This is a genomic window from Salinicola halophilus (genome assembly GCF_003206155.1).
Taxonomy (GTDB): domain Bacteria; phylum Pseudomonadota; class Gammaproteobacteria; order Pseudomonadales; family Halomonadaceae; genus Salinicola; species Salinicola halophilus.
Genome location: NZ_PZJV01000001.1, coordinates 387,344 through 411,770, shown reverse-complemented (window position 1 = coordinate 411,770; position 24,427 = coordinate 387,344). Strand labels below are relative to the sequence as shown.

General features: G+C 62.0%; 22 protein-coding genes. 11 read left to right on the top strand and 11 right to left on the bottom strand.

Annotation, left to right across the window (positions count from 1 at the left end; translation table 11 throughout):
• The first annotated feature begins 3 nt into the window (after positions 1 to 3).
• Complete coding sequence (locus DOM33_RS01880) at positions 4 to 891, top strand: TAXI family TRAP transporter solute-binding subunit (RefSeq protein WP_110665317.1); 888 nt, start codon at positions 4 to 6, stop codon at positions 889 to 891.
• A 12-nt stretch (positions 892 to 903) separates the two neighbouring features.
• On the opposite strand, the gene DOM33_RS01875 is transcribed toward DOM33_RS01880, so the two are convergent.
• The gene (locus DOM33_RS01875) at positions 904 to 1,869 is read right to left on the bottom strand and encodes a DNA-binding protein (RefSeq protein ID WP_110665316.1); all 966 of its coding nucleotides are present in this window, start codon (positions 1,867 to 1,869) and stop codon (positions 904 to 906) included.
• A 168-nt stretch (positions 1,870 to 2,037) separates the two neighbouring features.
• Between DOM33_RS01875 and DOM33_RS01870 the strand changes: the two genes are divergently transcribed.
• On the top strand, positions 2,038 to 2,460 hold the full coding sequence (locus DOM33_RS01870; RefSeq protein WP_110665314.1) for a SufE family protein: 423 nt from the start codon (positions 2,038 to 2,040) through the stop codon (positions 2,458 to 2,460).
• A 50-nt stretch (positions 2,461 to 2,510) separates the two neighbouring features.
• On the opposite strand, the gene yidD is transcribed toward DOM33_RS01870, so the two are convergent.
• The 3 genes from yidD to DOM33_RS01855 are packed head-to-tail and all read right to left on the bottom strand — an operon-like array spanning position 2,511 to position 3,753.
• Positions 2,511 to 2,840: a membrane protein insertion efficiency factor YidD gene (yidD, locus tag DOM33_RS01865; RefSeq protein WP_110665312.1), complete on the bottom strand. Its 330-nt coding sequence runs from the start codon at positions 2,838 to 2,840 to the stop codon at positions 2,511 to 2,513.
• Positions 2,837 to 3,277 carry a phosphoribosyl-AMP cyclohydrolase gene (gene hisI / locus DOM33_RS01860; RefSeq protein WP_110665310.1) on the bottom strand — a complete coding sequence of 147 codons (441 nt, stop codon included), beginning with the start codon at positions 3,275 to 3,277 and terminating at the stop codon, positions 2,837 to 2,839. Before hisI ends, yidD begins: the two co-directional genes overlap by 4 nt.
• 32 nt (positions 3,278 to 3,309) lie before the next feature.
• Positions 3,310 to 3,753 (bottom strand): transcriptional repressor, encoded by a 444-nt coding sequence (locus DOM33_RS01855; protein ID WP_110665308.1) that lies wholly within the window; start codon positions 3,751 to 3,753, stop codon positions 3,310 to 3,312.
• A 291-nt stretch (positions 3,754 to 4,044) separates the two neighbouring features.
• Between DOM33_RS01855 and cyoA the strand changes: the two genes are divergently transcribed.
• The 5 genes from cyoA to cyoE are packed head-to-tail and all read left to right on the top strand — an operon-like array spanning position 4,045 to position 9,096.
• Positions 4,045 to 5,250, top strand: a complete 1,206-nt coding sequence (gene cyoA, locus DOM33_RS01850; protein WP_338053803.1) for a ubiquinol oxidase subunit II — start codon at positions 4,045 to 4,047, stop codon at positions 5,248 to 5,250.
• A 6-nt stretch (positions 5,251 to 5,256) separates the two neighbouring features.
• On the top strand, positions 5,257 to 7,239 hold the full coding sequence (cyoB, locus tag DOM33_RS01845; protein ID WP_110665304.1) for a cytochrome o ubiquinol oxidase subunit I: 1,983 nt from the start codon (positions 5,257 to 5,259) through the stop codon (positions 7,237 to 7,239).
• A gap of 2 nt (positions 7,240 to 7,241) precedes the next feature.
• Positions 7,242 to 7,862: a cytochrome o ubiquinol oxidase subunit III gene (gene cyoC / locus DOM33_RS01840; protein ID WP_110665302.1), complete on the top strand. Its 621-nt coding sequence runs from the start codon at positions 7,242 to 7,244 to the stop codon at positions 7,860 to 7,862.
• A complete protein-coding gene (cyoD, locus tag DOM33_RS01835) occupies positions 7,859 to 8,194 on the top strand; it encodes a cytochrome o ubiquinol oxidase subunit IV (RefSeq protein ID WP_110665301.1) in 336 nt (111 codons plus the stop codon). Before cyoC ends, cyoD begins: the two co-directional genes overlap by 4 nt.
• Positions 8,152 to 9,096: a heme o synthase gene (gene cyoE / locus DOM33_RS01830; protein WP_239495227.1), complete on the top strand. Its 945-nt coding sequence runs from the start codon at positions 8,152 to 8,154 to the stop codon at positions 9,094 to 9,096. The genes cyoD and cyoE overlap by 43 nt, the downstream gene beginning before the upstream one ends.
• A gap of 125 nt (positions 9,097 to 9,221) precedes the next feature.
• Here the strand turns inward: cyoE and DOM33_RS01825 are convergent, their stop codons facing one another.
• The 4 genes from DOM33_RS01825 to gorA form a co-directional block, all read right to left on the bottom strand.
• Positions 9,222 to 9,617: an ectoine synthase gene (locus DOM33_RS01825; protein ID WP_110665297.1), complete on the bottom strand. Its 396-nt coding sequence runs from the start codon at positions 9,615 to 9,617 to the stop codon at positions 9,222 to 9,224.
• Between the two features lie 93 nt (positions 9,618 to 9,710).
• Positions 9,711 to 10,976, bottom strand: coding sequence for a diaminobutyrate--2-oxoglutarate transaminase (gene ectB / locus DOM33_RS01820; RefSeq protein WP_110665295.1), 1,266 nt, complete (start codon positions 10,974 to 10,976; stop codon positions 9,711 to 9,713).
• A gap of 44 nt (positions 10,977 to 11,020) precedes the next feature.
• A complete protein-coding gene (gene ectA / locus DOM33_RS01815; protein ID WP_110665293.1) occupies positions 11,021 to 11,602 on the bottom strand; it encodes a diaminobutyrate acetyltransferase in 582 nt (193 codons plus the stop codon).
• 279 nt (positions 11,603 to 11,881) lie between these two features.
• Positions 11,882 to 13,243: a glutathione-disulfide reductase gene (gene gorA, locus DOM33_RS01810; RefSeq protein ID WP_110665291.1), complete on the bottom strand. Its 1,362-nt coding sequence runs from the start codon at positions 13,241 to 13,243 to the stop codon at positions 11,882 to 11,884.
• A gap of 212 nt (positions 13,244 to 13,455) precedes the next feature.
• On the opposite strand from gorA, the gene can reads away from it, so the two are divergent.
• From can to DOM33_RS01790, 4 genes are all read left to right on the top strand, one after another.
• Complete coding sequence (gene can / locus DOM33_RS01805) at positions 13,456 to 14,100, top strand: carbonate dehydratase (protein WP_110665289.1); 645 nt, start codon at positions 13,456 to 13,458, stop codon at positions 14,098 to 14,100.
• A 117-nt stretch (positions 14,101 to 14,217) separates the two neighbouring features.
• Complete coding sequence (locus tag DOM33_RS01800) at positions 14,218 to 15,141, top strand: LysR family transcriptional regulator (protein ID WP_110665288.1); 924 nt, start codon at positions 14,218 to 14,220, stop codon at positions 15,139 to 15,141.
• Positions 15,125 to 16,450 carry a Xaa-Pro dipeptidase gene (gene pepQ, locus DOM33_RS01795; protein WP_110665286.1) on the top strand — a complete coding sequence of 442 codons (1,326 nt, stop codon included), beginning with the start codon at positions 15,125 to 15,127 and terminating at the stop codon, positions 16,448 to 16,450. The genes DOM33_RS01800 and pepQ overlap by 17 nt, the downstream gene beginning before the upstream one ends.
• 37 nt (positions 16,451 to 16,487) lie before the next feature.
• Positions 16,488 to 17,534: a hydrolase gene (locus tag DOM33_RS01790; protein WP_239495226.1), complete on the top strand. Its 1,047-nt coding sequence runs from the start codon at positions 16,488 to 16,490 to the stop codon at positions 17,532 to 17,534.
• A 176-nt stretch (positions 17,535 to 17,710) separates the two neighbouring features.
• Here the strand turns inward: DOM33_RS01790 and msrA are convergent, their stop codons facing one another.
• From msrA to tamA, 3 genes are all read right to left on the bottom strand, one after another.
• On the bottom strand, positions 17,711 to 18,349 hold the full coding sequence (gene msrA / locus DOM33_RS01785; protein ID WP_110665282.1) for a peptide-methionine (S)-S-oxide reductase MsrA: 639 nt from the start codon (positions 18,347 to 18,349) through the stop codon (positions 17,711 to 17,713).
• A gap of 71 nt (positions 18,350 to 18,420) precedes the next feature.
• The gene (tamB, locus tag DOM33_RS01780; RefSeq protein ID WP_239495225.1) at positions 18,421 to 22,581 is read right to left on the bottom strand and encodes an autotransporter assembly complex protein TamB; all 4,161 of its coding nucleotides are present in this window, start codon (positions 22,579 to 22,581) and stop codon (positions 18,421 to 18,423) included.
• On the bottom strand, positions 22,545 to 24,425 hold the full coding sequence (gene tamA, locus DOM33_RS01775; RefSeq protein WP_110665281.1) for an autotransporter assembly complex protein TamA: 1,881 nt from the start codon (positions 24,423 to 24,425) through the stop codon (positions 22,545 to 22,547). Before tamA ends, tamB begins: the two co-directional genes overlap by 37 nt.
• Between the last annotated feature and the right edge of the window lie 2 nt (positions 24,426 to 24,427).

The following is a 24,427-nucleotide window of genomic DNA, read 5'->3' as shown; positions in this document are numbered from 1 at the left end:
GCGATGACGCTCGGCACGGGCGATGCGGCCGGGGTTTACTACCCCATTGGTCAAGCGATCTGCGCACGCTACGAACGATCGACGGGAAAGGCGTGCGATGCGCTGAGTACTGGCGGCTCGCTCTACAACATGGAAGCCGTTCGCACTGGGGACCTGACACTCGGTATCGTGCAGTCGGACGTACAGTACGCCGCGGCGACCGGTAAGCCGCCGTTCGAAGACGTGGGGCCGGATACTTCGGTCCGAGCCGTTTTCTCTCTCCATGCCGAAGCCTTCACCGTGGTCGCAGGGCCCAACGATATCCAGCATTTCGCGGACCTCGAAGATCGCCGCGTCAACGTCGGCAACCCCGGTTCCGGGCACCGGGCGACACTTGATGCGCTGCTCGAAGCCGCCGGCGATTCGGAATCCTTCTTCGCCCTCGCCAGCGAGCTCAAACCCGAAGACATGGCGCGACTCATGTGCGAAGGGGGGCTGGACGCCTTCATTTACGTGGTAGGGCACCCGTCCGGCGCGATCGGTGCTGCGACGACGCGTTGTCAGTCCCATCTGGTCGACGTCGACGGGCCGGCTGTCGACACGCTGCTGGCAAACGCACCGTACTACGCGACGACCGTCATCCCGGGCGGGCTCTATACCGGGAACCTGACGGATACCGAGACTTTCGGCGTGCGTGCCACGCTGGTCGCGCGCGCCGACGCCGATGCAGACCAGATCTACGACCTGGTGGCCGCCGTTTTCGACAACTGGGACCGTTTTCGCCACTCGCACCCGGCGCTCGAGAACCTCACTCCCGAGATCATGATCGATTCGGCGAGGACGGCGCCGCTCCACGAGGGGGCACGGCGCTATTACCAAGAGAGAGGATGGAGCGAGGCGGGGCGCGACTGATCCGTGCGTTGCTCAAACCGCGGTCGGGGGAAGGGCGGCTCGAGAAAGCCGTTCCTGCATTTCGCGATTCGCAGCACGAAGGTTTTTCAACTCTGTCTCGAGGCGCTGCTTTTCCTGCTGAACGTTACGCAGACGATCATCACTGACTCGCCGCTCGCTCGCGACCTGTTCGGTATGCGCCTTTTCGTTGCGCTGCGCCTCCTGCAGCTGAGAATACTGCCGGCGATGCTCGGAAAGATCGTGCTGTAGTCGTTCACAGCGCTGATCCAGGCTGGCCAAGCGTTGCTCGTACTGTTTTTCCTGCTTCGACCGCTCCTGGCGCGCATCGTCCAGCAGCTCCATCAGGCGAGTCTCGGCAGACTCGTGGCGCTTCTCTTCCTGCGCCAGCTTGGTCTGGTGTGCCTGCTGTAGCCGAGCGGTCGCTTCGCGATGCTGCTTCTCGCTCTCCTCGAGGGTCTGCTCGTGCCGGTGACACACTTGCTCGAGCTGGGAAATGCGTTTTTGCTGCTGGCTCTGACTGGCCTTGAGCGTCTGCAGTTCCGATTGGAATCGGGCCGCTTCGGCCATCTTCGTTTCGAGACGTTCTTGGACGCGCAGCATGTGCTCGTTCAGCGCCTCGAGACGCTGTTCTGCGTTCTCACGCTCGCGCTGCGACTGGAGACTCGCGTTGTCCGATTCGCGAATCTGGTCGTCGGCCTCCTGGCGATAGACGGCAAGCTTCTCGTAGGCAGCCTGTTGCGCCTTTTCCCAGATGTCATTGACCCAGCGTTCGAGACCGTCAGGACGATCGATCGCGGGAAGATGCTGTCCGCTCCCGTTGTCCCTCAGACGCCACTCCCGAAGATGGTCACTGATCGTGGTATAGCTGCCGGTACCGAGAAACTCGCGCACTTTCTGTACGCTAATGGTCTCTCCACGCTGCTGCAGCGTATCGATCGCGCGGCGAACGTCTTCGTAACGAATTCCATTGCGAGCCATGATGCGTTCCCTGTTGCTGTCTGACTGACCCTGGAGCTCTTCGATGGCTCCTGAGATTCAGCATACGACATTTACGTAAATCCGATACGTAAAAACGCGATCGACCAGACGCGGCTGGGGTCGCCGCGGCACAGCTCTTATAATGGTGGGTTCAGAAGAGGAGCTTTCATGACTATTGCAGAGACGCAGGCCGAGCTTGTCGACGAGTTTTCAATGTTCGATAACTGGATGGACCGCTACCAGTACATCATCGACATGGGGCGTCAGCTACCGGAGTATGCGGAAGCGGAAAGGATCCCTGCGTTCAAGATCGAGGGGTGCCAGTCCAACGTCTGGTTGCGCTCTGAGCAGGAGGCAGAGCGGCTGCGTTTCAGGGCGACGTCGGATGCGGCTATCGTCTGCGGGCTGATCGCGATACTGCTACGGGTTTACGACGATCGCCAGGCATCGGAGATTCTTGCCAACGAACCCGAATTCCTCAAAGAGCTCGGGCTGGACCAGCATCTATCGCCAACGCGAAGCAATGGGCTGCACGCCATGCTGGAACGCATCTATGCCATTGCCCGCGAGGCTCATGCTCAGAACGTATGAATCGGAGGGGCTAGATAGGGAAGGGGGGTCGAGCGGCGACGTCGGAGAAATCACTGACGCCCGTCGTCTGTCGACATCCTGCGATTCTCGTCATGCGAATGGTGGCATGGCTCAGTGCCATCATCGCCGTGACCTGAGCTTGACGGCTCCGGCACCGGGTCGACGCCGCCAGGATGCAATGGGTGACACTTGAGCAGACGCCGAAGTGCCAGCCAGCCACCGCGCCAGGGGCCATGAAGCTGAATGGCCTCCAATGCGTAGCTCGAGCAGGTGGGCCAGAACCGGCAGCGCGGGCCGAGCAGGGGGCTGATGCCGTAGCGATAGCACTGAATCAGCCCCGTGAGGATCAGCGATGCCAATCGGCCGAGTGCCCGTTTCATCCCTTGCTACCGTATAGCGACTGCGCAGAAACCAATGGCGTACTGTCGATCTCGCCTTGAGTCGACGACAGTTTCATGTAGAAGCAGCTGCGGCGCCCAGTGTGACAAGCTGGCCCGGACTGATCGACCTTGAGCAACAGCGTGTCACCGTCGCAGTCGAAGCGCGCTTCGACCAGTCGCTGATGCTGCCCTGAAGTCTCCCCCTTACGCCAGAACGCCTGACGGGAACGGGACCAGTAGCAGACACGATAGGTCTCGAGAGTTTCACGCAGCGCCGCGTCGTTCATCCACGCCATCATCAACACCTCGCCGCTATCGTGCTGCTGGGCGATGGCGGGCACGAGGCCCTCAGCGTTCCATTTGGCCGCGGCCAGCAGGTCGTCGAGAGGGACTCGCGTTCCGACGCCGGCGGTTTCAAGATCGTGAAAGAGTGGCATAGCGTCCATCCGTCAGAATTGGCAAAGCGGGTTCAAGCGCCGTGACGACAGGCGTCGCAGACGCCAAGCAGTTCGATGGTTTGGCGCTGGATGGTGAAGCCACGCTCTTTGGCAGTCGTGGAGAGCAGTTCACCAACGGTTTCCTGGTGCAGCTCTTCGACGCGACCGCACTCACGGCAGATCAACAGCTGGAACCGGTGGACGTGTTCAGGGCAAGGGCAGGCCAGATAGGCATTGAGTGATTCGATGCGATGGACCAATCCTTGCTCGATGAGAAAGTCCAGCGCGCGGTAGACCGTCGGCGGGCGGGCGGATGCGTGCTCGTCCGAAAGCTTGTCGAGCAGGTCATAAGCCTTGAGACCGCCCGGCGTACTCGAGATCATCTCGAGCACACGACGGCGGATGGGCGTGAACCGAACGCCACGAGCCTGGCACTGGCTTTCGGCTTGTTGCAGCAGAGTCTGCGAATCGAGCATCGCCATTCCTGAAAACCTGCGAAGAGAGCCAGCATTCTACGCATTCGACCTGAGCGGGGCCAACGAGGGTAAGTCCAGGAAGAGTCCATAACGATCGGCAGCGCAGAAGCCGTATTGGCAAAAATCACTTTGATTTAACATAATATATATTATGCGAATGTACGTACGCGCTGGGATAGAGCCTGATTCCAGCGTCAGCTAGCTGCTCGGACCTGCATCCGTTATTAGCCCAGCCACGTAAATTCTCGATGACTTTGCAAGGACGCCTGCGCCAGTTCATGGCGGTATTCAATGTTCAACGAACGGTGTCGGCAATTAGCATTGGTTGGCTTCGCACTCGATGCGACATATCGCCACACACGCCGCGACTTTTGCATCGCCGCCCTGAACGCATTGGTAATTTTGGGTACAATGCCGATCGCGAAATCCCTACTTCGTTGGCGACGTGCGATGCCGGATGATCCCATCGGGCGTTCTAATCCAAGTTGTCAGCCCTGGCGAGCGGCGTATGATGCAGGCCGCTGGCCGTTGTTGCAGGGCCGAAAAGCTTTCCTCCACTGGGGTCGTGAGATGAGAAAAAGGAACTCCCTCAAGTATTTGAGTGTGATGACGTGGCTGGGCGCGCCGCTGTTGTTGAGCGGTTGTGGATCGGCGCTGATGGACCCTTCGGGTGAAATCGGCCAAGGTCTCAAGTCGCTGATCATTACGGCTTTCGGGCTGATGCTGATCGTCGTCATCCCGGTCATCGTGATGACCATTCTATTTGCGTGGAAATACCGTGGTACCAATCTGGCCGCGAAGTACACGCCGAACTGGGAACATTCGAACGTTATCGAAGTTTTCGTTTGGGCCATTCCCTGCGTCATCATTTTGTTCCTCGCCATCCTGACATGGCAGACGTCGCACGAGTACGACCCCCACAAGCCGATCGCCAGTGATGAACAGACCATGACTATCGACGCCGTCGCGCTCGACTGGAAATGGCTATTCATCTACCCGGAACAAGGTGTCGCGTCGGTGAACGAACTGGCCATGCCGGTCGACACCCCGGTGCACTTTCGTGTGACCTCGGCGACGGTCATGAATTCCTTCATGATCCCCAGTCTGGGTAGCCAGATCTACGCCATGGCCGGTATGGCCAACGACGTGTATCTGGAAGGCAATGAAATCGGCATCTATCGCGGCCGTTCGACCAACTATAGCGGCGAAGGTTTCTCGGAGATGCTCTTCGATGCTCACGTGACGTCGGTAGACAACTTCGACGCCTGGATCAACGAAGTTCGTCAGTCCTCCGAGTCACTGAGGTTCCAGGGCAACTATCAGGATCTGGCCGAGCCGTCGATCGCGCATCCGATCGAGCACTTCTCCGACGTCTCTCCCAACCTCTACGAGGATATCGTGAGCAGTTTCCATAGCGGTCAGGAATCCCAAGAGCAAGCGGGATCGCACGCCGATCAAGAGCAGTCCATGCCCATGAGTGCGCAGGCAGCGGAGTAACGAACCATGTTCGGAAAATTATCGTTAGACTCAATTCCCTATCACGAGCCGATCATCATGGTCACGGCCGCCGTCATCATTCTTGGCGGGGCCACGGTCTTTGGTCTTCTCACCTACTTTAAAAAGTGGGGTTATCTGTGGCGCGAGTGGATCACCTCCATCGACCACAAGAAACTCGGCATCATGTACTTCCTGGTCGCCTTGGTCATGCTCATTCGTGGCTTTGCCGATGCGATCATGATGCGTACGCAGCAGGCGATCGCCGCCGGCGGCGCCGAGGGGTATCTACCGCCCCACCACTACGATCAGATCTTCACGGCCCACGGCGTGATCATGATCTTCTTTGTCGCCATGCCCATGGTCATCGGCCTGATGAACCTCGTGGTTCCGCTGCAGATCGGTGCGCGCGACGTCGCTTTCCCGTTCATGAACAACCTGAGCTTCTGGCTCACGGTGGCAGGTGTGGTACTGGTCAATATCTCGCTGGTAGTCGGTGAGTTCGCCAAGACGGGTTGGCTGGCCTATGCCCCGCTTTCGGGTATCAAGTACAGTCCCGACGTTGGCGTGGACTACTGGATATGGGCGTTACAGATATCCGGTATCGGGACGACACTGACCGGCATCAACTTCTTCGTGACCATCCTCAAGATGCGCACGAAAGGCATGACGATGTTCCGCATGCCCATTTTTACCTGGACGTCGCTCTGCGCCAACGTCCTGATCATCGCCTCTTTCCCGATCCTGACCGTGACTATCGCGCTGTTGACGCTGGACCGCTATCTCGGCTTCCACTTCTTCACGAACGATATGGGCGGCAACATGATGATGTACGTCAACCTCATATGGGCGTGGGGACACCCCGAGGTGTACATCTTGATCCTGCCGGCATTCGGCGTGTTCTCGGAAGTCATTGCGACGTTCACCAAGAAGCGTCTGTTCGGTTACAAGACGATGGTCTGGGCGACCGTTGCGATCACGATCCTGTCGTTCGTCGTCTGGCTGCACCACTTCTTCACCATGGGTGCCGGTGCCAACGTCAATGCTTTCTTCGGCATCACGACGATGATCATCGCCATCCCGACGGGCGTGAAGATCTTCAACTGGCTGTTCACCATGTACCGCGGCCGCATCCAGTTCACCTCGCCGGTGCTCTGGACCATCGGCTTCATCATCACCTTTACTCTGGGTGGCATGACCGGCGTGATGCTCGCTGTCCCGGGCGCGAATTTCGTGCTTCACAACAGCCTGTTCGTCATTGCCCACTTCCACAACGTCATCATCGGCGGCGTGGTCTTCGGCATGCTCGCGGGTCTCACCTTCTGGTTCCCGAAAGCGTTCGGCTTCACGCTGAACGAGAAATGGGGCAAGCGTTCGTTCTGGTGCTGGCTCGTCGGCTTCTACATGGCCTTCATGCCGCTCTATGCCCTGAGCTTCTTCGGCGCGATGCGTCGCATGCAGTCCTACGAACCGACCGGCTGGCAGCCGCTCATGATCGTGGCGTGGGTGGGTGCCGTCATCATCGCGATGGGTATCGCCTGCCTGGTCATCCAGATCATTGTCAGCGTGAAAGACCGCGAGAAGAATCGCGACCTGACCGGCGACCCGTGGGATGGCCGTACGCTCGAGTGGGCAGCCGCCTCCCCGCCCGCGCACTACAACTTTGCGCACCTGCCGACCGTCAGCTCCATTGACGCGTTCTGGGAGATGAAGCAGCAACCGGGTGGCTTCAAACGTGAACTGGCGCACGAGTTCGAAGACATTCACATGCCCAAGAACACGACCGAAGGTCCGCTGATCGGACTGTTCGCCATCGTCTTCGGCTTCGCCCTCATCTGGCATATCTGGTGGCTGGCGATTGCCGGTGGCCTGGGCATCTTCGTCACGTTCATGTTCCGTATCTTCAACAGTGATACCGACTACTACGTGGATGCCGCCGAGGTCGAGAAGATCGAGCGCGCTTACTACAAACGGCTAGAGGTGCAGGTCTAATCATGGCAACCGATACGCTCAAGCAGCACGACGCTCATGCCCACGACGGGCATGAGCATCACGACACCGGCGCGATCAAGGTGTTCGGTTTCTGGGTCTATCTGATGAGCGACCTGGTGATCTTCGGCACGCTGTTCGCCACTTTCGCGGTATTGCTTTCCGGGACCGCTGGCGGTCCCGGCGCAAGTGACATCGTCGAACTGCCGCTGATCTTCGTTTCGACGATCTTTCTGCTCGTCAGCAGCTTCACCTTCGGTCTGGCCATTCTGGCGCAGACTGCCGGTGACAAGGGTGGTGTACTGAAGTGGTTGGCCGTCACGTTTCTTCTCGGCCTGGGCTTCATCTGTCTCGAGATCTACGAGTTTCATCACCTGATTGCCGAAGGCTTTGGACCTGACCGCAGTGCGTTCCTGTCGGGCTTCTTCACCCTAGTCGGTACGCACGGTCTTCACGTGAGCCTGGGTCTGGTCTGGATCCTGATCATGTTCTTCCAGATCTCCAAGCAAGGCCTCAGCGATGTCACCAAGCCGCGCATGCTCTGCCTGAGCTTGTTCTGGCACTTCCTGGACATCGTCTGGATCTGCGTCTTCTCCTTCGTCTATCTGTTCGGAGCCATGTCATGAGCGACGTACATAACTCAGTCGACACCGGCGCCAGCCATGGCAGCCTCAAGTCCTATGTCGTTGGCCTCGTCATTTCGATCGCCCTGACGCTCGTCGCATTCGGCGTCGTGATGCTGGGAGATTTCTCTCACTTCGCCCGGGTCATCGTCGTGACAGTGACGGCCATCATTCAGGTACTGGTACAGCTGATCCTGTTCATGCACTTGAACACCAAGGATGAAGACGGTTGGAACTTCATGTCCTTCGTCTTCACCGTCGCGGTACTCGTACTCCTCGTGGGTGGTTCCCTATGGATCATGCATCACCTTCACGCCAATATGATGATGGGCTAAGCCGGCGGATGGCGTTCAAGCCGTATTTGCTGCTTACCAAGCCCGGAATCATTTTCGGTAATCTCGTGACAGTCATCGGCGGCTATTGTTTAGCCGCCGGTGGTCATTTCGAGCCGCTAGTGTTCCTGGCCGCCGTTATCGGCACCTCACTCGTCGTTGCCTCGGGTTGCGTTTTCAACAATGTGATCGATCGTGATATCGATGGCCATATGGCGCGGACACGCTCTCGCGCCATGGTGACCGGCAGAATCTCGATAGCGGTAGCGTTGATCTTTGCAGTCGTACTGGGACTTGCCGGATTCGGTCTGCTGGCGTGGCAAACGACTGCCTTGGCGACTGGGTTCGCGGCTTTCGGATTCGCCATCTATGTCGGTGCCTATAGCCTTTACCTGAAACGCAATTCGGTCCACAGCACGCTGATTGGCAGTCTTTCCGGGGCGTCGCCCCCGGTCATCGGATACTGTGCAGTGACAGGAACGTTCGATCTGGGCGCCCTACTGCTGCTACTCATTTTCGGTCTGTGGCAAATGCCGCACTCGTTTGCGATCGCCATCTTTCGTTTCGATGACTATGCATCGGCATCGATCCCCGTGCTGCCCGTCAAGCGCGGTATCGCCAGTGCCAAGCGACAAATCGTCGTCTACACCGCACTGTTCGGACTGGCGTCGGTCATGTTGAGCGTTGCCGGCTATGCCGGCTGGCTCTATGGCGTCGTCGCGGCCGGTATGAGCCTGTATTGGCTATCGATCGCCCTCAAGGGGTTCAAGGCCGAGGATAGTGACGCGTGGGCAAAGAAGGTATTCGGCATCTCGATCATGGTCGTAACGGCACTGAGTGTCATGATGTCGATCAATAGCCGCATGCCGATCGCCGATCCGCTTTTCTCGCTTGTCAGGCTGTGACGGAGCCCATATTGGCGATGGATTGTCGTCGTCGAGACAAAAAAAACCGCCCTCCCGGGCGGTTTTTTTCGTTGGCCAGTAGCCATTTGACGACGACTACTGCGAGCCTTGATGCGGCGTCGCAATCACGCTTCGGGCGGTGCGTATGAGCCATCCTCGCGATGGATCTCGCGTCCGGTCAGCGCCGGGTTGAATACGCAGGCGACGGTCATGCCCTTCTCCTTGCCGCGCAGCCAATGCTCGTCATGCTGATCGAGCAGATACATGTCACCGGCCTTGATGGTATGAACCTTACCATCCGCGATCGTTTCGACCTCGCCTTCACCTTCGTAACAGAAGACGGCTTCGATATGGTTCTTGTAGTGGATGTGGGTTTCGGTACCCGGGTGAATGCGCGTGATGTTGAACGAGAAACCGCAGTTGTCGTCGGCAAGCATCAAGCGTGTGCTGTCCCAGTTACCGTTCTCGGCTTCAACGAAGCGTTCGGTCTTACGGCATTCTTCGAGATTACGTACGATCATTCGATGGCATCCTCATAAAAATGAAACGAGTCATGATGAAGGCCCCTGACCGGAGCGATCGTGTCGCTCCGGTGAGTGAGCGTCGATAGCGGCTTAGCCAAGTGCGTCATGGGCGCTGCGTTCGAGTATGTCCAACCCCTCGAGCAAGTCCTCGTCGCTGATGATCAGCGGGCACAGGCACTTGATGACCTGGCCGCCCTGACCGGCGGTTTCGATGACAAGCCCGTTCTCGAACGCCTTGGCCGTGACTTTGTCGGCGATGTCACCGTCACCCACATCGATGCCACGCATCAAACCGCGACCGCGCTCGGATGCCGGGTAACCCTGTTCGGTCATCCAGGCCGCGATCTTGGCAAAGCGCTCCTCGACGATTCGTCCCTTGCGCTGGACGTCGCGGGCGAGCTTGTCATCCTGCCAGAAGTGCTTGAAGGCAGCCGTGGCGGTGACAAAGGCCAAATTGAAACCGCGGAACGTACCGTTGTATTGGCCGGGTTTCCACTTATCCAGTTCCGGGCGCATCAGCACATGGGCGAACGGCATTCCATAGGCGGAAAGCGACTTGGAATTGGTGACGATGTCCGGAACGATGCCAGCATGTTCGAAGCTGAAGAATTTGCCGGTGCGCCCGCACCCGGCCTGAATATCGTCGACGATGAGTAGAATGTCGTGGGCCCGACAGATGCTCTCGAGACGCTTGAGCCACCCGAGTCCCGCCGGGTTGATACCGCCTTCGCCCTGGACCGTTTCGACGATGACGCCGGCCGGCATGTCCAGTCCGCCGGACTGATCACCCAGCAGCTTTTCGAAATAATCGAGCGTGTCGACCCCGTCGCCCATGTAGCCGTCGAACGGCATGAAGCTCGCACCCTGCGTGGGAATGCCTCCGGTGGCTTCACGGAACTTGCGATTACCGGTAGTCGCCAGCGCCCCCATGGTCACGCCGTGGAAACCATTGGTGAACGTCACGATGTTGTGCCGCCCTTTGGCGACTCGGGCCAGACGAATGGCAGCTTCGACGGCGTTGGTGCCGGTGGGTCCGGGAAGATGGACCTTGTAATCCAGCCCTCGGGGTTTGAGGATCACTTCTTCCAGCGTTTCGAGGTAGCTACGACGCGCCTCGGACCACATGTCCAAACCGTGAACCAGGCCGTCGCTCGTGATGTATTCGACCAGCGCTTCCTGCAGCTTGGGATGATTGTGGCCGTAGTTCAGTGTTCCCGCGCCCGCCAGGAAGTCGATGTATTCGCGGCCCTGCTCGTCGGTCAGTCTCGATCCCTTGGCGTGCGTGAATACCGTCGGGAAAGAGCGAGAGTAGGTTCTGACTTCGGATTCCATCCGTTCGAGAATTTGCGTCTGCATGCAACCTCCATGATTGGCGGTGAACGACGGCGACAGCGATCGCCTCAAAAAAGTTGTTGCGGATCGAAGGGGCCGATCCGTACGAGATTCTCCGGGTCGTGTTCACCTCCCAGCTGTTCCGTCGAGAAGTACTCGCGGCTGAAAAGCGAAGCCTGCCAGCGCTGAGCCAGGCGTTTGAAAAGCCCCCAGGACGCCAGATTGTCGGGTGTGATGGTCGTTTCAAGGTGATTGACCTTAGCGAGCTCAGGGCGGCTCATGACGGCCTCGATGAGGCGTCTCGCCAGCCCGGTGCCCCTGGCCTTCTCTCCCACTGCGACCTGCCAGAGAAAATAGATGTCCGGAGCATCGGCCTTGATGTAACCCGAGACGAAACCCACGATTTCGCCATGTTCCGTCGTGGCAACAGCGCAACTGTCACGAAACTGGGTCGCCAACAGCAGGTAAGCGTAGCCCGAATTGACGTCGAGTGGCGGGCACGCCTTGACCAGCTCGTAGATCCCCCAACCGTCTTCCGTCGTGGGCTTGCGGATGTACAGCGGCATGTCAGGCTTGCCGACCACAGCGTCCGCAATGGTGGGACGGGCGAGTTCGACCGAGGGGGTAAACGCCGGATTGGGATGAGTCATCGTCTTCGTCGCCATGGCGAATTTGGTTTCAGGATAACAAGGGTTTAGCACATCAACAAATTCAGGGTTATTGCAAAGATCGTTTAAGATAACGAAATATTATGAAAAGCCAGCGCTTCGTCGAAGATGTTCGCTCTCGTTAGGGGTCTTTCACGCCGCTTCAAGGCAGTCTAGTTCATACGACTCGCGAGCAAGGTGTCGAAACGACGACCTGGCGCTCAAACGCAGACGGCCGCCCCGAGGGGCGGCCGTCGATCGCATCGCGGAAAATGAAAAGGGTCAGCGACGAGTGACGTTTCGCATGGTGACGAACTCTTCCGCCGCGGTGGGATGGATCCCTACAGTGGCATCGAAGTCGGCCTTGCTGAGCCCCGCTTTGACGGCGATCGCCAAGCCCTGAACGATCTCCCCAGCCTCCTCGCCTACCATGTGCACGCCGACGACGCGGTCACTGGCATCGTCGACGACGAGCTTCATCAGGCACCGCTCGTCGCTTCCCGACAGCGTGTGCTTCATCGGCCGAAAATCGGCACTGTAGATCCGGACCGAGGCGAAGCGTTCACGCGCCTCCTCTTCCGAAAGACCGACCGTCCCGATGTTGGGATGGCAGAAAACTGCCGTCGCGATGTTTTCGTACTCGAGGGGTTTGGGCGCTTCGTCGCCGTAATGGTGCGCCACGAGATGCATGGCTTCGGCCAACGCGACCGGCGTGAGCTCGGGCCCGCCGATGACGTCACCCAGCGCGAGAATCGACGGTACGGAGGTTTCGAAGCGCTCGTTGACCTTGAGCGCACCGCTGGTGTCGGTTTCGACATCCAGCGCCTCGAGCCCCAGTCCCTCGAGATGGGGGCGGCGGCCCGTGGCTGCGAGTACCGCATCGACTTCCAGCGTTTCGCCACTGGTCAGCGTGACTTCTAGACCCGTCTCGACCTTGCGGATACGCTCGATGTTGGTCTGGAACTGAAGATTGACGCCCTTCTTGGCCATCTCGTCCCGGGTGAAGTTGCGAACCTCCTCGTCGAACCCTCGCAGGAAGAGCGAGCCACGATAGACGAGATGCGTCTCGGCCCCGAGGCCGTTGAAAATGCTCGCAAACTCGACGGCGATGTAGCCGCCGCCCAGCACGAGAAAGCGCTTGGGAAAAGTCTCCAGATCGAAGACTTGGTTGGAATTGACGGTGTGCTCGTTGCCCTCGAACTCGGGCACCCAGGGCCACCCACCCACCGCGACCAGAATCTTCTCGGCGGTGACACGCTTGCCATTGACCTCGACTGCGTGGGCGTCGACGACCTTGGCACGAGCGTTGATCAATTCGACGCCGGCGCCGTCCAGCAACCGGTTATAGATACCGTTGAGACGCTTGATCTCCTCGATCTTGTTGTCGCGAAGCGTCGGCCAATCGAACCTGGGCGGCTCGCTCAACGTCCAGCCGAAACCCGCGCTATCCTCGAACGCTTCATGGAAATGGGCAGCGTAGGAGTAGAGCTTCTTGGGCACGCAGCCAACGTTGACGCAGGTGCCACCCAGATAGCGGTCCTCGGCCACGGCCACCTTGGCGCCGGTCGCAGCGGCGGTACGCGCCGCGCGAACGCCACCGGACCCCGCCCCTATAACGAACAAATCGTAGTCGTAACTCGTCACGCGATAACTCCTTGAGACATGATGGCGGGATGATAGCAGTCCGAAGTTGGCCTAGGGAGAGCCCCCTCCCGTCCCAACGCGCCTACTGCTGTCCAAAAGACGATGCCAGCGTTATGCTTTTTTCGGCGAATCCGTCGAATTTCTCGGTCCGGGTTCGCCTCGAAGCGCCGGTATTCTCTCCGGCGATAGAATGACATTGGGTACCGATCGACATGACCGACATTCAGACACTTCTCGACCAGAACCGCGACTGGGCGGCGCGTGTGCAGCAGCGCGACCCGGAATTCTTCTCGCGTTTATCGCAGCAGCAGAACCCGGATTACCTCTGGATCGGCTGTTCCGATAGCCGCGTGCCGGCAAACCAGATCGTGGACCTTCCCCCGGGCGAAGTCTTCGTCCATCGCAACGTCGCAAATCTTATCTATCACAACGATATGAACGCCCTATCGGTCGTTCAGTTCGCCGTGGACGTGCTCAAGGTAAAGCACATCATGATCGTTGGTCACTACGGCTGTGGCGGTGTCAAAGCGACCATCACCGGTGGGGAGCACGGTATCGTCGACTACTGGCTGCATAGCGTCAGCGAACTCTACGAACTGCACCGGGGAGAGCTCGAGCATCTGCCCCTCGATGAGCGGGTCGATCGCATGTGCGAACACAACGTGCGCCTTCAGGTCGCCAATCTCTGCCGCACCAAGATCATCCAGCGAGCCTGGCAGCGTGAGCAGCCGCTCTCCATCCACGGCTGGGTCTACGGGCTCGACGATGGTCGGGTCAACGATCTAGGTTGCACCGTCTCCCAGCCGGACCAGACCGGCTCGATCCGTATCATGCCGTCGCGTCCGCCCGCGCCGTAGACATTTGCAGACCCTTTACCCGTACGGCCGGATACCGCCAACGCCTAACGCCCCAGGCGTTCGAGGCTCGGTACCGGCCATGGCCGATACCGAGTGCGATCGACGACAGAGAGCGACATGGAACTTCGCTGGCTAGAGGACTTCATCGTTCTTGCCGAAACGCGCCACTTCTCGCGCGCCGCCAACCGCCAGAACGTCACGCAGCCGACCTTCTCCCGGCGTATCAAGCTACTCGAAGAGTCGATGGGCGCAGTGCTCGTCGACCGCCACACCACGCCGCTGAGTCTCACGCCCGCCGGTCAGGAATTTCTGCTGCTGTGCCAGCAGATGACCGAGGGCATGCGGCTGACACGAGAGCGGCTGCAGACGCTCGCCCAGACCCAGACCGAAACCATTCGACTTGCCGCACCGCAGAGTCTCGTCACCCATTTCGTGCCGGCATGGCTAACCGCGCAGGGTCTCACGCATCGCGTCCAGCCCTACCTACGCGCGACCAGCTGGCTGATCGAAGACTATTTCAGGGCGCTCAGACGCGGCGAAATCGAGCTTGCGCTCTGCTACTGGCCCCATGCCTGGACACCGCCCAAGCTCGACATGGAGGGACTGGACTCGCTCTGCCTCGGGCAAGAGCGCCTGATTCCCGTCAGCGCGGTGGATAGGAACGGGCAGGCGAAATTCTCTCTCCCGGGTACGCCGAACCGACCGCTACCCTACATCGCCTATCACCCCAGTGGTCTCATTGCCGCCACGCTTCGGGAGCACTTCGAGCACCTCTCCGAAAAGGTTCACCTGGCGGCCCTGAACGAGAACGTGCAAACCTCCAACATTCGTGAACTCGTCACTCAGGGATATGGACTCGGCTGGCTGCCGCAGCGCACCATCGACCGACTCCTGGAACGCGGCAAACTGATCCGAGCCGGCGACAGCCGCTGGGACGTCGCGCTGACGCTGCGTCTTTATCATCACCGTGACAATGCCCATCCCGGGCTGAAAGCGGTTCTGGCCCATCTTCAGGAAACCGACCATGACGATCGCTACTGAGGCCTGTGCCTCACGCCACCGTGACCATCTGGTGCGACTCCAGAAGGCCTATACCGACCTTTTGAGCGAGCACGGCTTCGATGCCGTTGCCATCTACAGCGGTCATGCCCGCAGCCACTATGCAGACGACCAGCAGGCATCGTTCGCGGCTTACGGCCACTTCATCCACTGGACCGGTGCCGCATCGCACCAGCACGACTGGCTGCTGATTCGCCCCGGCCACTCGCCTCAGTGGTTCTACTACGCCCCGGCGGATTTCTGGCATCTCGCCACCCCGGCTCCCAAAGGCGTGTTTGCCGACTTCATGACGCTGACGCCTCATGAGCAGCCTCAGGCTCTGCCCGCTTCAGTCGCCAGCGGCAGCCGTCTAGCGGTCATCGGCGATGTCGATCCGCAGGCGCTACCCGAGGGCGCAACCGGCAATCCCCCGGCACTGTGTCATGCGCTCGACGAACTGCGTCTCTACAAGGATGCCCACGAGCGGCACTGCCTCTTCGTCGCCAACCAGATAGCGCTCGAAGGGCATCGTGCCGCCCGGGCGGCGTTCACTGCCGGTGGCGCCGAGCTGGATGCCCAGCTCGCCTATCTGTCGGCATCCCGGCAGCGAGAGAGCGAACTGCCCTACCAGAACATCGTGGGCGTCAACGCCCACGCCGGCACCCTGCACTACCAGCATTACGACAAATACGCCCCGGACAAGCCGCGCTCTTTGCTAGTGGATGCCGGTCATCGCCATCTCGGGTACTGCGCCGACATCACCCGCACCTGGACGGGCAGCGAGGCGGATCCGCTGTTCTCCGCGCTGATCGACGGCGTGACCCACTTTCAGCAGCGCCTGATCGAAGGATTGGCGCCAGGCGTCGACTTCGTTGCCCTACACGAACGGATGCACCAGCATCTCGCCGAGTTGCTGATCGCCACTGATCTCGTCGACGCGAGCGTGGAGGCGGCAGTCGAGAGCGGGTTGACCCGCGCCTTCTGCCCCCATGGTCTCGGGCACAGTCTCGGCGTTCAGGTTCACGACGTGGCGGGACGCCAGCGGGACGCCAGCGGCACGCCGCTGCCACCGCCGGCGCGCGACCCGGCGCTGCGACTCACCCGCCCCCTCGAAGCCGGCATGGTCGTCACCCTCGAGCCCGGTCTCTACGTCATCCCGATGCTGCTCGCGCCATTCCGAGAGGGCCGACACGCATCGGTGGTTGACTGGGCGGCGGTCGATCGGCTGGCCAATCACGGCGGCATCCGCATCGAGGACAACGTCATGATCACCGCGAACGGCTACGACAACCTCACGCAAGCCGAGCCGTAGCCGAATGGCGGGCACCTCGCTCACGGGTGGCGGGCCCGTGAACAGCGCCAGCGACCTCACGCGCGGCGGTACCTTTGTGGCGGATTTTCGTCCGCCACGCGGCCTCGGTAATCGTCATGTCCAGACGCTACTGCCGCGATGGCTACCGCGGCAGGCACTGGCGCGGACTACTGAGATCGTCGAGCTCTCGGACGGCGATTTCGTCGAGCTTGCCTGGAGTGACCCCGCGCCGCATTCGCCGGTCGCGCCGATCTTCGTTCTGTTTCACGGCCTCGAGGGGTCCATCGACTCACCTTACGCGCGGCAACTGCTGCACGGGGTCGCACAACGCGGCTGGCGGGGAGCACTGATGCATTTCCGCGGCTGCGGCACGCTGCCGAACCGTCTTCCTCGCGCCTATCACTCCGGAGATACCGGCGATGCCCGAGAGATCCTCGAGCGGATTCGCCAACGCTATCCGCGGGCACCCATGGTCGCCGCCGGCGTCTCTCTGGGCGCCAACATGCTGATGAAGCTCGTCGCCGAAACGCCAATGGATCTCACCGGGGCGATCGCCATCAACGCCCCGCTCGATCTGGCCGCGAGCGCCGACGCCCTGAACGGTAAAAGGGGTAGGGTTTACCAGCGCTACCTGCTGGCCGAGCTGCGCCGAAAGCTGGCCTGCCAGCTCGAGCGCCACACGCTTCCGCTCTCCCTAGCCACCGCCGATCTGCGCGCGCTCGACACGTTCTGGGCCTACGACGATGCCGTGACCGCCCCACTTCACGGTTTCGCCTCCGCGAGCGACTACTATCGCCGCGCCTCGGCCGGGCCGCTGCTGGGAAGTATCACGACGCCGACGCTCATACTCCACGCCGACGACGATCCTTTCATGCCCGCCAACCTGTTCGCGCGGCTACCCGCACCGGCCCCCGCGGTGCGCCTCGAGATTGCCCCGCACGGTGGCCACGTCGGCTACATCGAATGCGACCGCGGCCGACTTCGCTCCTGGCTCGCCCGTCGCGTCGTCGCCCAGCTCGAAAGCTGGATACTTACGAACGCGAGGCCGCTGCCCGAGAGCCCCCACGCCCGTCACGACACCTGACGTCGAGTATCCGAGTCGCTGCGACGACTCAAGAACGCCTGGTCGACAAAGAAACGCCTGGTCGACAAAGAAACGCCCGGACGACGACGGTCGTCCGGGCGATCGAGTTGCAGGGTGCTGCACCGGCATCGACGATCCCGCGAGTCACCTCGGCTCACGCGATGATGGCCTCGGCGTCAGGCCGGTAGCGGACAGCTCACGCCGGTGCCCTTGAGACCGCAGTAGCCGTTGGGGTTCTTGGCCAGATACTGTTGATGGCCCTCCTCGGCATAGTAGAAAGCGTCGAGCGGGCGAATCTCCGTGGTGATCGGCCCCAGCCCCTTCTCGCTGAGCGCCGTGGCGTACTCGTCACGACTGCGTTCGGCGATCTCGCGCTGGGCATCGTCGACGTAATAGATCGCGGAACGGTACTGCGTCCCCTGGTCGTTGCCCTGGCTCATCCCCTGTGTCGGATCGTGCGCCTCCCAGAATACGCCGAGCAGCTGCTCGAGCGAGGCGCGCCGGGGATCGAATACGACGCGAACCACCTCGGCGTGGCCCGTCTTGCCACTGCACGTCTCTTCGTAGGTCGGGTTGGGGGTAATGCCCCCGGCGTAACCGACCGCTGTGACGAGGACACCGTCCATCTGCCAGAAGAGACGCTCGGCACCCCAGAAGCAGCCAAGACCCAGCACGATCTCCTCGCTCCCTTCAGGGAACGGCGGTGTCATGCGGGCACCGTTGACGAGATGTTCGCCGCTGATCGTCAGCGGCTGATCTCGGCCCGGCAGTGCACTGGTGGCATCGGGAAGGACGTCGGGTCGACGTTGAAACATGGGAACACCTCCTGGTGAACGTAATCGGTCGGATAGTCGACGGGCCATGAAGGCAACGAATTCGCCCAGGATCATGGCCCGCCCGTTCGACCGAGACTGAAGGTATAGATCAGATCCACGGCCTGGGCCGCGCCGGATACGGCCTGAAGATAGAGATTCTGGATCAACCGATAGCGCAGCGTGAGCTCCGCGATGGGAGAGAATATGCCGACGCCGTAGCTCACCTTCAAGTCGTCGAAGACGTAACCGCTGACCACGACCTGGCTGTCGTCGCCGGAGCCAGAGGCATCCAGGCTCAAATCCTCGACACCGAAGGATTCACCGACGCGCCCCACGGCGCTGCCGGTCTGCGATAGCGACAGGCCGATGAGGGCGGAGGCGAGCGCATCGTCACCGCCGCCGTCGTCTTCCGGCGCCCGCCCGCGGAGAATGTACGAGAGCGCTCGACTCTCGGTCATCGCCGGTTCCGAAAAGATCGTCAGCCGTGGCGCGGCAGCCTGACCGGTCACGCGCAGGCCGGCGACGACATCATCCTCGGTGGAGTCCGGATTGCGGATCGCCTCGAAACGCAGGCTCGGCTGCGAGGCGGGACCGCTGAACAGCACCTGGCCCTGTCGAATGATCAGGTCCTGGCCGAAGGAGGTATAGGTGCCGCCGACGAGGTTGACGTCGCCGTAGAGCTGTACCGGCCCCGTCCCCTGGCGAATCTCGAGTTCCCCGCGCAGGCCGGTTTCGAGACCGTAGGCCTCGAGCTGAACGTCCGGGCCCAGATGCAGATTGACCCGAACGTCGAGCTGCATCCCCGCGTCGGCGAGCGCCTTGGCGGTGTCGGCGCCGTCGGCGTTGGCTTCGGCGGCCTGTGCCGCGTCACGCGCGCGATCCTCCTCCTCGGTAATGATCACGGTGTCGCTGCTGGGCACCTGCGCCGAGGCGGGAAGCTGACCCACTTCAAGCCGGGCCCACGGCACCGTCACGTCGCCGCGCACCTGCAGACGCTGCGGCATCGCCCTGACCTGGATATCCGGCGCGACTCGCAACCGGCCGAAGGCCGGCATGGCGACCATCAATGGCGATTGCGTGCCGTCGATATCGACGTTGGCGCGCCACTCCGCCGGATCCTGCCAGTCGGCGCCGCCATCGAGCTCGAGCCGCCCGTCCTCACTCTGCACGTAGCCGTCGAGGGTCGAGGTCTGGCCATCGAGCGCCAGATCGAGCTCGGCGTCGGTGATCGCCACCGGCGACACGCCACCGCGCACGCTGACATCGCTGATGCGAACGTTGCCGTCGAGCGATGGCATCGCGAGGGTCCCGCCAAGCGCCACGTCACCGTTGAGCGCGCCATTGAGTTCGTCGATCCCTGCCACGAGCGGCTGATAGGGCGCAAAGCGTAGATCGGTGAGCTGCAACCGCCCGCCGAGGGTGCCCGCGCCGGCCGGGTCGTCGATACGCGCCTCGAGCCGCACGTCGCCGGCGTCCTCGAGATTGAGATCGACACGGGTGCTGGCACGCTGCTGATTCGCCTCGAGCGACATCGCAAGTGTTGCCTCCGGCACCTGCCAGGGGGCGCCGCGCGCATCGATGCCGGTGATCGCCGCGCGGCTGTCGAGGTCTGCGGTGGCGCTCCAGGCGCTGCCACCCTGCGACCAGCTGGCCACGACATTGCCGGCGGTCTCACCATCGACGCGCCAGCCGTCCGGCATGAAGTCGTCGAGTAGCGCCATGGGTACGTCTTCCAGCGCCAGCGCCGCCCGACCCTGCGCCGCCGAGGCGGTCATGCGTTCGGTCAAGCAGAGCGCGCCGCCCTGGCGTCGATCCAGACAGAACGGCGACACGCTGGCACTTGCGCCTGCCAGGTCGGCGTTGAAATCGAACGGCGAGCGAAGCGCGATGTCACCATAGTTCGTTCCCACGGCGAGCGACGAGAGCGTGCCGCGGTATCGCTGGCTGGTCTGATCGAGGCCGCCGGCGAGTGCCAGCGATGCCTGAGAGACCGGCAGTCCCTCACCGCCGGTCACATCCAGCGTGAGCCGGTGCTGGGAGAGCCGACCGGCAAGATCCAGCCCGACCCGCTCGATGCGCTGATTGGCAGCCGCGATACCGCTGGCGTCGAGATCGACGTCGAACTCTGGGTCCTGCGCACCGGTGGAGTTCGCCTGCAGGGCAAGCCTCGACACCCGGTTGTCACCGTAGCCGACGTCGCTGCCGTCGAGATCGAGCGCGATTTGTGGGCGCTCGAGGGTGCCACGACCTTGAAACGTGCCACGCAGCGCCCCGGAGAGTGCCGGTAGAAGAGTCTCCAGCGCCGGCGCATCGATCCGGCCGTCGAGGTTGAGTCGGTCATCGATTCGGCCGTTCGCGGTGACGCGATTGTTGCCCTGACGCAGATCCAACTCATGAACGTTCCACTGCATGTCGCTATTGCCGTCGAGCCGAGCGGCGAGACGCAGCGGGCGGTCCTGCAGCCGGCCGTCGATTGCGAGCCGGGGCAGAGCCAGCTCCCAGCCGCCGTCCTCGCGCATGGCAAAAGCCGCGCGTGCCTGACCGTCGAGCGTCCCGGTCACCGCGTCGGTGAACGCCTCGAGCGGAAGCTGACTGACATCGAGATCGAGGCTGGCGGAGAGCGTCGGCGTCCAGCGCACGATCCCCTGACTCTGGAGTTCGCCGCCTTCACTGGCGAGCCGCAACGGCTGCCACTGGAAGTGATGCAGATCGCCGCTGCCATCCACGGCCAGCTCGACCGGGGGCAGCTGATCCCCCTGCGCGGCGACCTCGAGGGTCGTCTGATAAGCGCCCAGTGTTCCCTCAGCGTCGAGACGAAGTCGATCGAGCCGGTAGTCGGCGACGGAAGGGACATTCTGAATGGCGCGGGCACTCTGGATCGAGGTCGCATCGAGCGCACTCTCGCCGAGCAGCACGGCGGCCGATTGCTGAGGCAGCGGCCAGCGCCACTCACCGAGTTCGGCGTCGAGCGCGAACGGTACGCCCGGCTCGAAGGCCTGCAGGCTGGCGGTAATGCGCGCCTCGCCCACACCGCTCGTCTCCAGGGCGACGTCGAGATCGGCAAGGCTACCGCTCACGTCGATGGCAACTCGTTGACCCGCGAGCGGGACCCGCTCGATCGTGCCGCGAAGCGTGAGGTCGAGCGGTACGTTACCGCTGAGTTCGGCTCGCGCCGTCAACTCGACGTGTCCGTCGGGTGCATCGAGCGTCAGCTGGCGCAGCTCGACTCGTCGGTCGACCGCGGCGACTGAAACCTCCAGCCGGTCGAGCCGCTGCGGCGTCGGCCCCTCCAACTCGAGGTCGCTCACGACCAGACTCGGAATGTCGACCTCCAGAGGCAGTTCGAAATCCGGTAGCTGCCCTTGCAGCGTGCGTAGCTGACTTTCGATCTCGGCGACCAGCGGATCGCTGGATGCTCGACCCGGCGCCCCGCTGACGTTGGCGGCCGCCGCCAGGGTGAGCGCACTCAGCGGCGACGCCGGTTGCGCCTCGCTAGCCTCGGTCGAGGTGGCGCCGGTCGCTACCCCATTAACGAGCGATCTGTCGGCGTCTGCCTCACCGTTCAGGTTGACGGCCGCCTGAATCGCCGCCGGTGCCACGACGCCGTCGCCGAGTTCGACGTCGGCCAGGGCAGTTTGGCCGTCGACCGGCTCCACCGCCGGCAGACGAACGCGGGTGCCTTCGAGCGTCGTCGGCGAGAGTTCGAGCCGATCGCCACTCATCGTCGCGCCGGTCTGAAAGCGATCCCAGCGCACGCGCGTGCCGTTGGCGAGCGCGACCTCGACGTCGTCGAGGCTGACGTTGCGAATCTCGATGGGAACGGGAGTGGCGATCTGCGGCAGCCCGCCCTCGTTCGCCGGCGCCGATTCGGCGGGCGGGGAGTCGCTCTCGTCGAGACGGATACGTGCGCCGCTCACACTCAGGTCGTCGAGACACACCCGCCCCTTGAGCAGGCAGTCGTCGGCCCAGGCGAGATGAAAGCGCTCGACCCGGAGATGCAGCGTCGCCACGTCGAGCGATAGCCCCTCGATGGTGAGTTCATCGAGGGGGGCCCCTTCGAAGCGTTCGGCCTGTACCAACCCACGAGACTGCGCCTGCTCGAACAGCCAGTTCGCCCCCCAGGGAGAGAGTCCCGCGCCGAGGAGCAGCAGCACCATCCCGATCAGACAAAGGAGCAGTAGCAGTACCAGCCGAGTCAGAACTCCGGCCCGATGGAGAAATGCAGACGCCAAGAGTCCTCCTCGTCATCGAAAGGATGGGCCACGTCGAAACGAATCGGGCCCACGGGAGAGATCCAGCGCACGCCGAGGCCTGCACCGGTTTTGAGTTCTTCAGGCCACCACTCATCGAAGGCGTCGCCAGTGTCCACGAAGGTGGCACTCCAGAAATCGCCGGTGAGATGGCGCTGGTATTCCAGGCTCCCGGTCAGCATGTGCTGGCCACCCAGCAGCTCGCCGTCATCGTTCTCCGGCGACAGGCTTTCGTAGGAGTAACCGCGGATGCTTTGATCGCCGCCGGCGAAAAAGCGTAGTGACGGCGGCACCTTGTCGAAGGTATTCGTCGCCATCGCCCCGCCGCCCAGCCGTCCCAGGAAGCGATTCTCGGTACCCAGCGTGCGAATCCACTGCGAGTTGAACGTCGTCCGCACGAAGCGAGCATCCGAGCCCCATGAAGGATCGGACCACTCGAGTGTCAGCTGTTGTTTGTCCCCCCAGCTGGGGAAGGTGGCGTTGCGTTTGCGCGTTCGTGACCAGCTGATGCCCGGATAGAGCAGCAGAACGGCATCGTCCTGGTCTGCCTGGGTAAAGTCCTCGTAGGTGGTCTGCCAATAGAGATCCTGAATCCAGCCGTTGGAGAATTCCCAGTGACGGGCCACCTGGACGGAGCTCTCGAAGCTCTCGGTATCTTCGTTGTCGACGCTCTCGAGCCCGTAGCGAACGCGGTAGCTGTCGCGTAGCGGGTTCGCCAGTGGAATGGCGTACTCCCCCGAAAACCGCTGCTCCGGTGCGGAGAGATAGAACGAGTTGGTCAAACTGTGCCCGTAGCGATTGAGCCACGGCATGGTCCAGGAAAACTGGGTACGCGGCCCGACATCGGTGGCAAAGCCCACCCCGACTTCGAACTGGTGCCGGTCCGCGGGGGTGAGTTCGACGTCGACCGGCACCACGGTGGGCCGACTATCGGTAATCTGGCGAGCGACCTGCAGCCCCGGGCCACCGAGCACCTGGCCAGGCCCCGCTGTCGTATCCCGCCCGGTCGCCTCTCGCCACCAGACGCTGGGCGCCGCTGGCTGCGCGTCATCGTTGATTCGCGGGCGCACCGAGATGCCGCGAAACCAGTTCGTCTGCCCGAGGTTCTGATTGAGGACGGCCAGCTCGCCTGCGAGATAAGGGTCATTGGGAGCGAACGGTACGAGGTTGTTCATACGCTCGCGCTCGATCTGACTGCCGTGAAAATGGACGTGGCCAAAGCGGTAGCGGGTCCCGCTGTCCATATCGAGGAAGATGCGCGCGCTCTCCTCCCATGGTCTGACCTCGATGCGCTGCTGGAGGAAGCGGGAGTTGAAGTAGCCCCGCTCCAGCGCAAGCGTCGAGAGGCGGCTCTTGAAGCCGTCGTAGCGAGAGTGAACGAGCGGGTCCCCCTCCTTGAGCGGATTGTCAGCCAGAGCCTCATCGAAGGACTCGTCCTGCTCGGCATCGCCGCGGACGCCGATCTCGAGTTGCGTGATGCGCGTCCGCTCACCCGGCTCGACATCGATGATCACGCGCTCGTTACGCTCGTTGGGATAGTTCGTCGCGAGCGCCGCGCCGTAGTAGCCGTAGGCCTGCAGCGCCTGCTGGGTACGTTCGCGAACCACGCCGTCGAGCCGCTCGCGCGTGGCCTGACTCTCCGGGTCGAGATCGGAAAGAATGTCCACGATGTTGTCGGCCGGCGCGCCGGCAAGGCCGCGCACGTCGGCCTCGAGCGCAAGCGCCGGTGTCGTCATCGGTAGCGCGATGACCACGACGAGCGTCGCGGCGAGCGGCGATCGCACCCGATACCGCCCCTGGTCCGCCGAAAGGTTGAATGCGGACATCG

Coding starts and splice junctions, on each gene's coding strand:
- hisI (WP_110665310.1), bottom strand. CDS start 3,277: ATGCCACTCTTTCACGATCTTGAAACCGCCGGCGTCGGAACGCGAGTC.
- cyoB (WP_110665304.1), top strand. CDS start 5,257: ATGTTCGGAAAATTATCGTTAGACTCAATTCCCTATCACGAGCCGATC.
- ectA (WP_110665293.1), bottom strand. CDS start 11,602: ATGACTCATCCCAATCCGGCGTTTACCCCCTCGGTCGAACTCGCCCGT.
- cyoC (WP_110665302.1), top strand. CDS start 7,242: ATGGCAACCGATACGCTCAAGCAGCACGACGCTCATGCCCACGACGGG.
- DOM33_RS01875 (WP_110665316.1), bottom strand. CDS start 1,869: ATGGCTCGCAATGGAATTCGTTACGAAGACGTTCGCCGCGCGATCGAT.
- tamA (WP_110665281.1), bottom strand. CDS start 24,425: ATGTCCGCATTCAACCTTTCGGCGGACCAGGGGCGGTATCGGGTGCGA.
- cyoD (WP_110665301.1), top strand. CDS start 7,859: ATGAGCGACGTACATAACTCAGTCGACACCGGCGCCAGCCATGGCAGC.
- DOM33_RS01870 (WP_110665314.1), top strand. CDS start 2,038: ATGACTATTGCAGAGACGCAGGCCGAGCTTGTCGACGAGTTTTCAATG.
- DOM33_RS01880 (WP_110665317.1), top strand. CDS start 4: ATGACGCTCGGCACGGGCGATGCGGCCGGGGTTTACTACCCCATTGGT.
- yidD (WP_110665312.1), bottom strand. CDS start 2,840: ATGAAACGGGCACTCGGCCGATTGGCATCGCTGATCCTCACGGGGCTG.
- DOM33_RS01825 (WP_110665297.1), bottom strand. CDS start 9,617: ATGATCGTACGTAATCTCGAAGAATGCCGTAAGACCGAACGCTTCGTT.
- pepQ (WP_110665286.1), top strand. CDS start 15,125: ATGACGATCGCTACTGAGGCCTGTGCCTCACGCCACCGTGACCATCTG.
- can (WP_110665289.1), top strand. CDS start 13,456: ATGACCGACATTCAGACACTTCTCGACCAGAACCGCGACTGGGCGGCG.
- cyoA (WP_338053803.1), top strand. CDS start 4,045: ATGTTCAACGAACGGTGTCGGCAATTAGCATTGGTTGGCTTCGCACTC.
- DOM33_RS01855 (WP_110665308.1), bottom strand. CDS start 3,753: ATGCTCGATTCGCAGACTCTGCTGCAACAAGCCGAAAGCCAGTGCCAG.
- ectB (WP_110665295.1), bottom strand. CDS start 10,976: ATGCAGACGCAAATTCTCGAACGGATGGAATCCGAAGTCAGAACCTAC.
- msrA (WP_110665282.1), bottom strand. CDS start 18,349: ATGTTTCAACGTCGACCCGACGTCCTTCCCGATGCCACCAGTGCACTG.
- cyoE (WP_239495227.1), top strand. CDS start 8,152: ATGGATCATGCATCACCTTCACGCCAATATGATGATGGGCTAAGCCGG.
- DOM33_RS01800 (WP_110665288.1), top strand. CDS start 14,218: ATGGAACTTCGCTGGCTAGAGGACTTCATCGTTCTTGCCGAAACGCGC.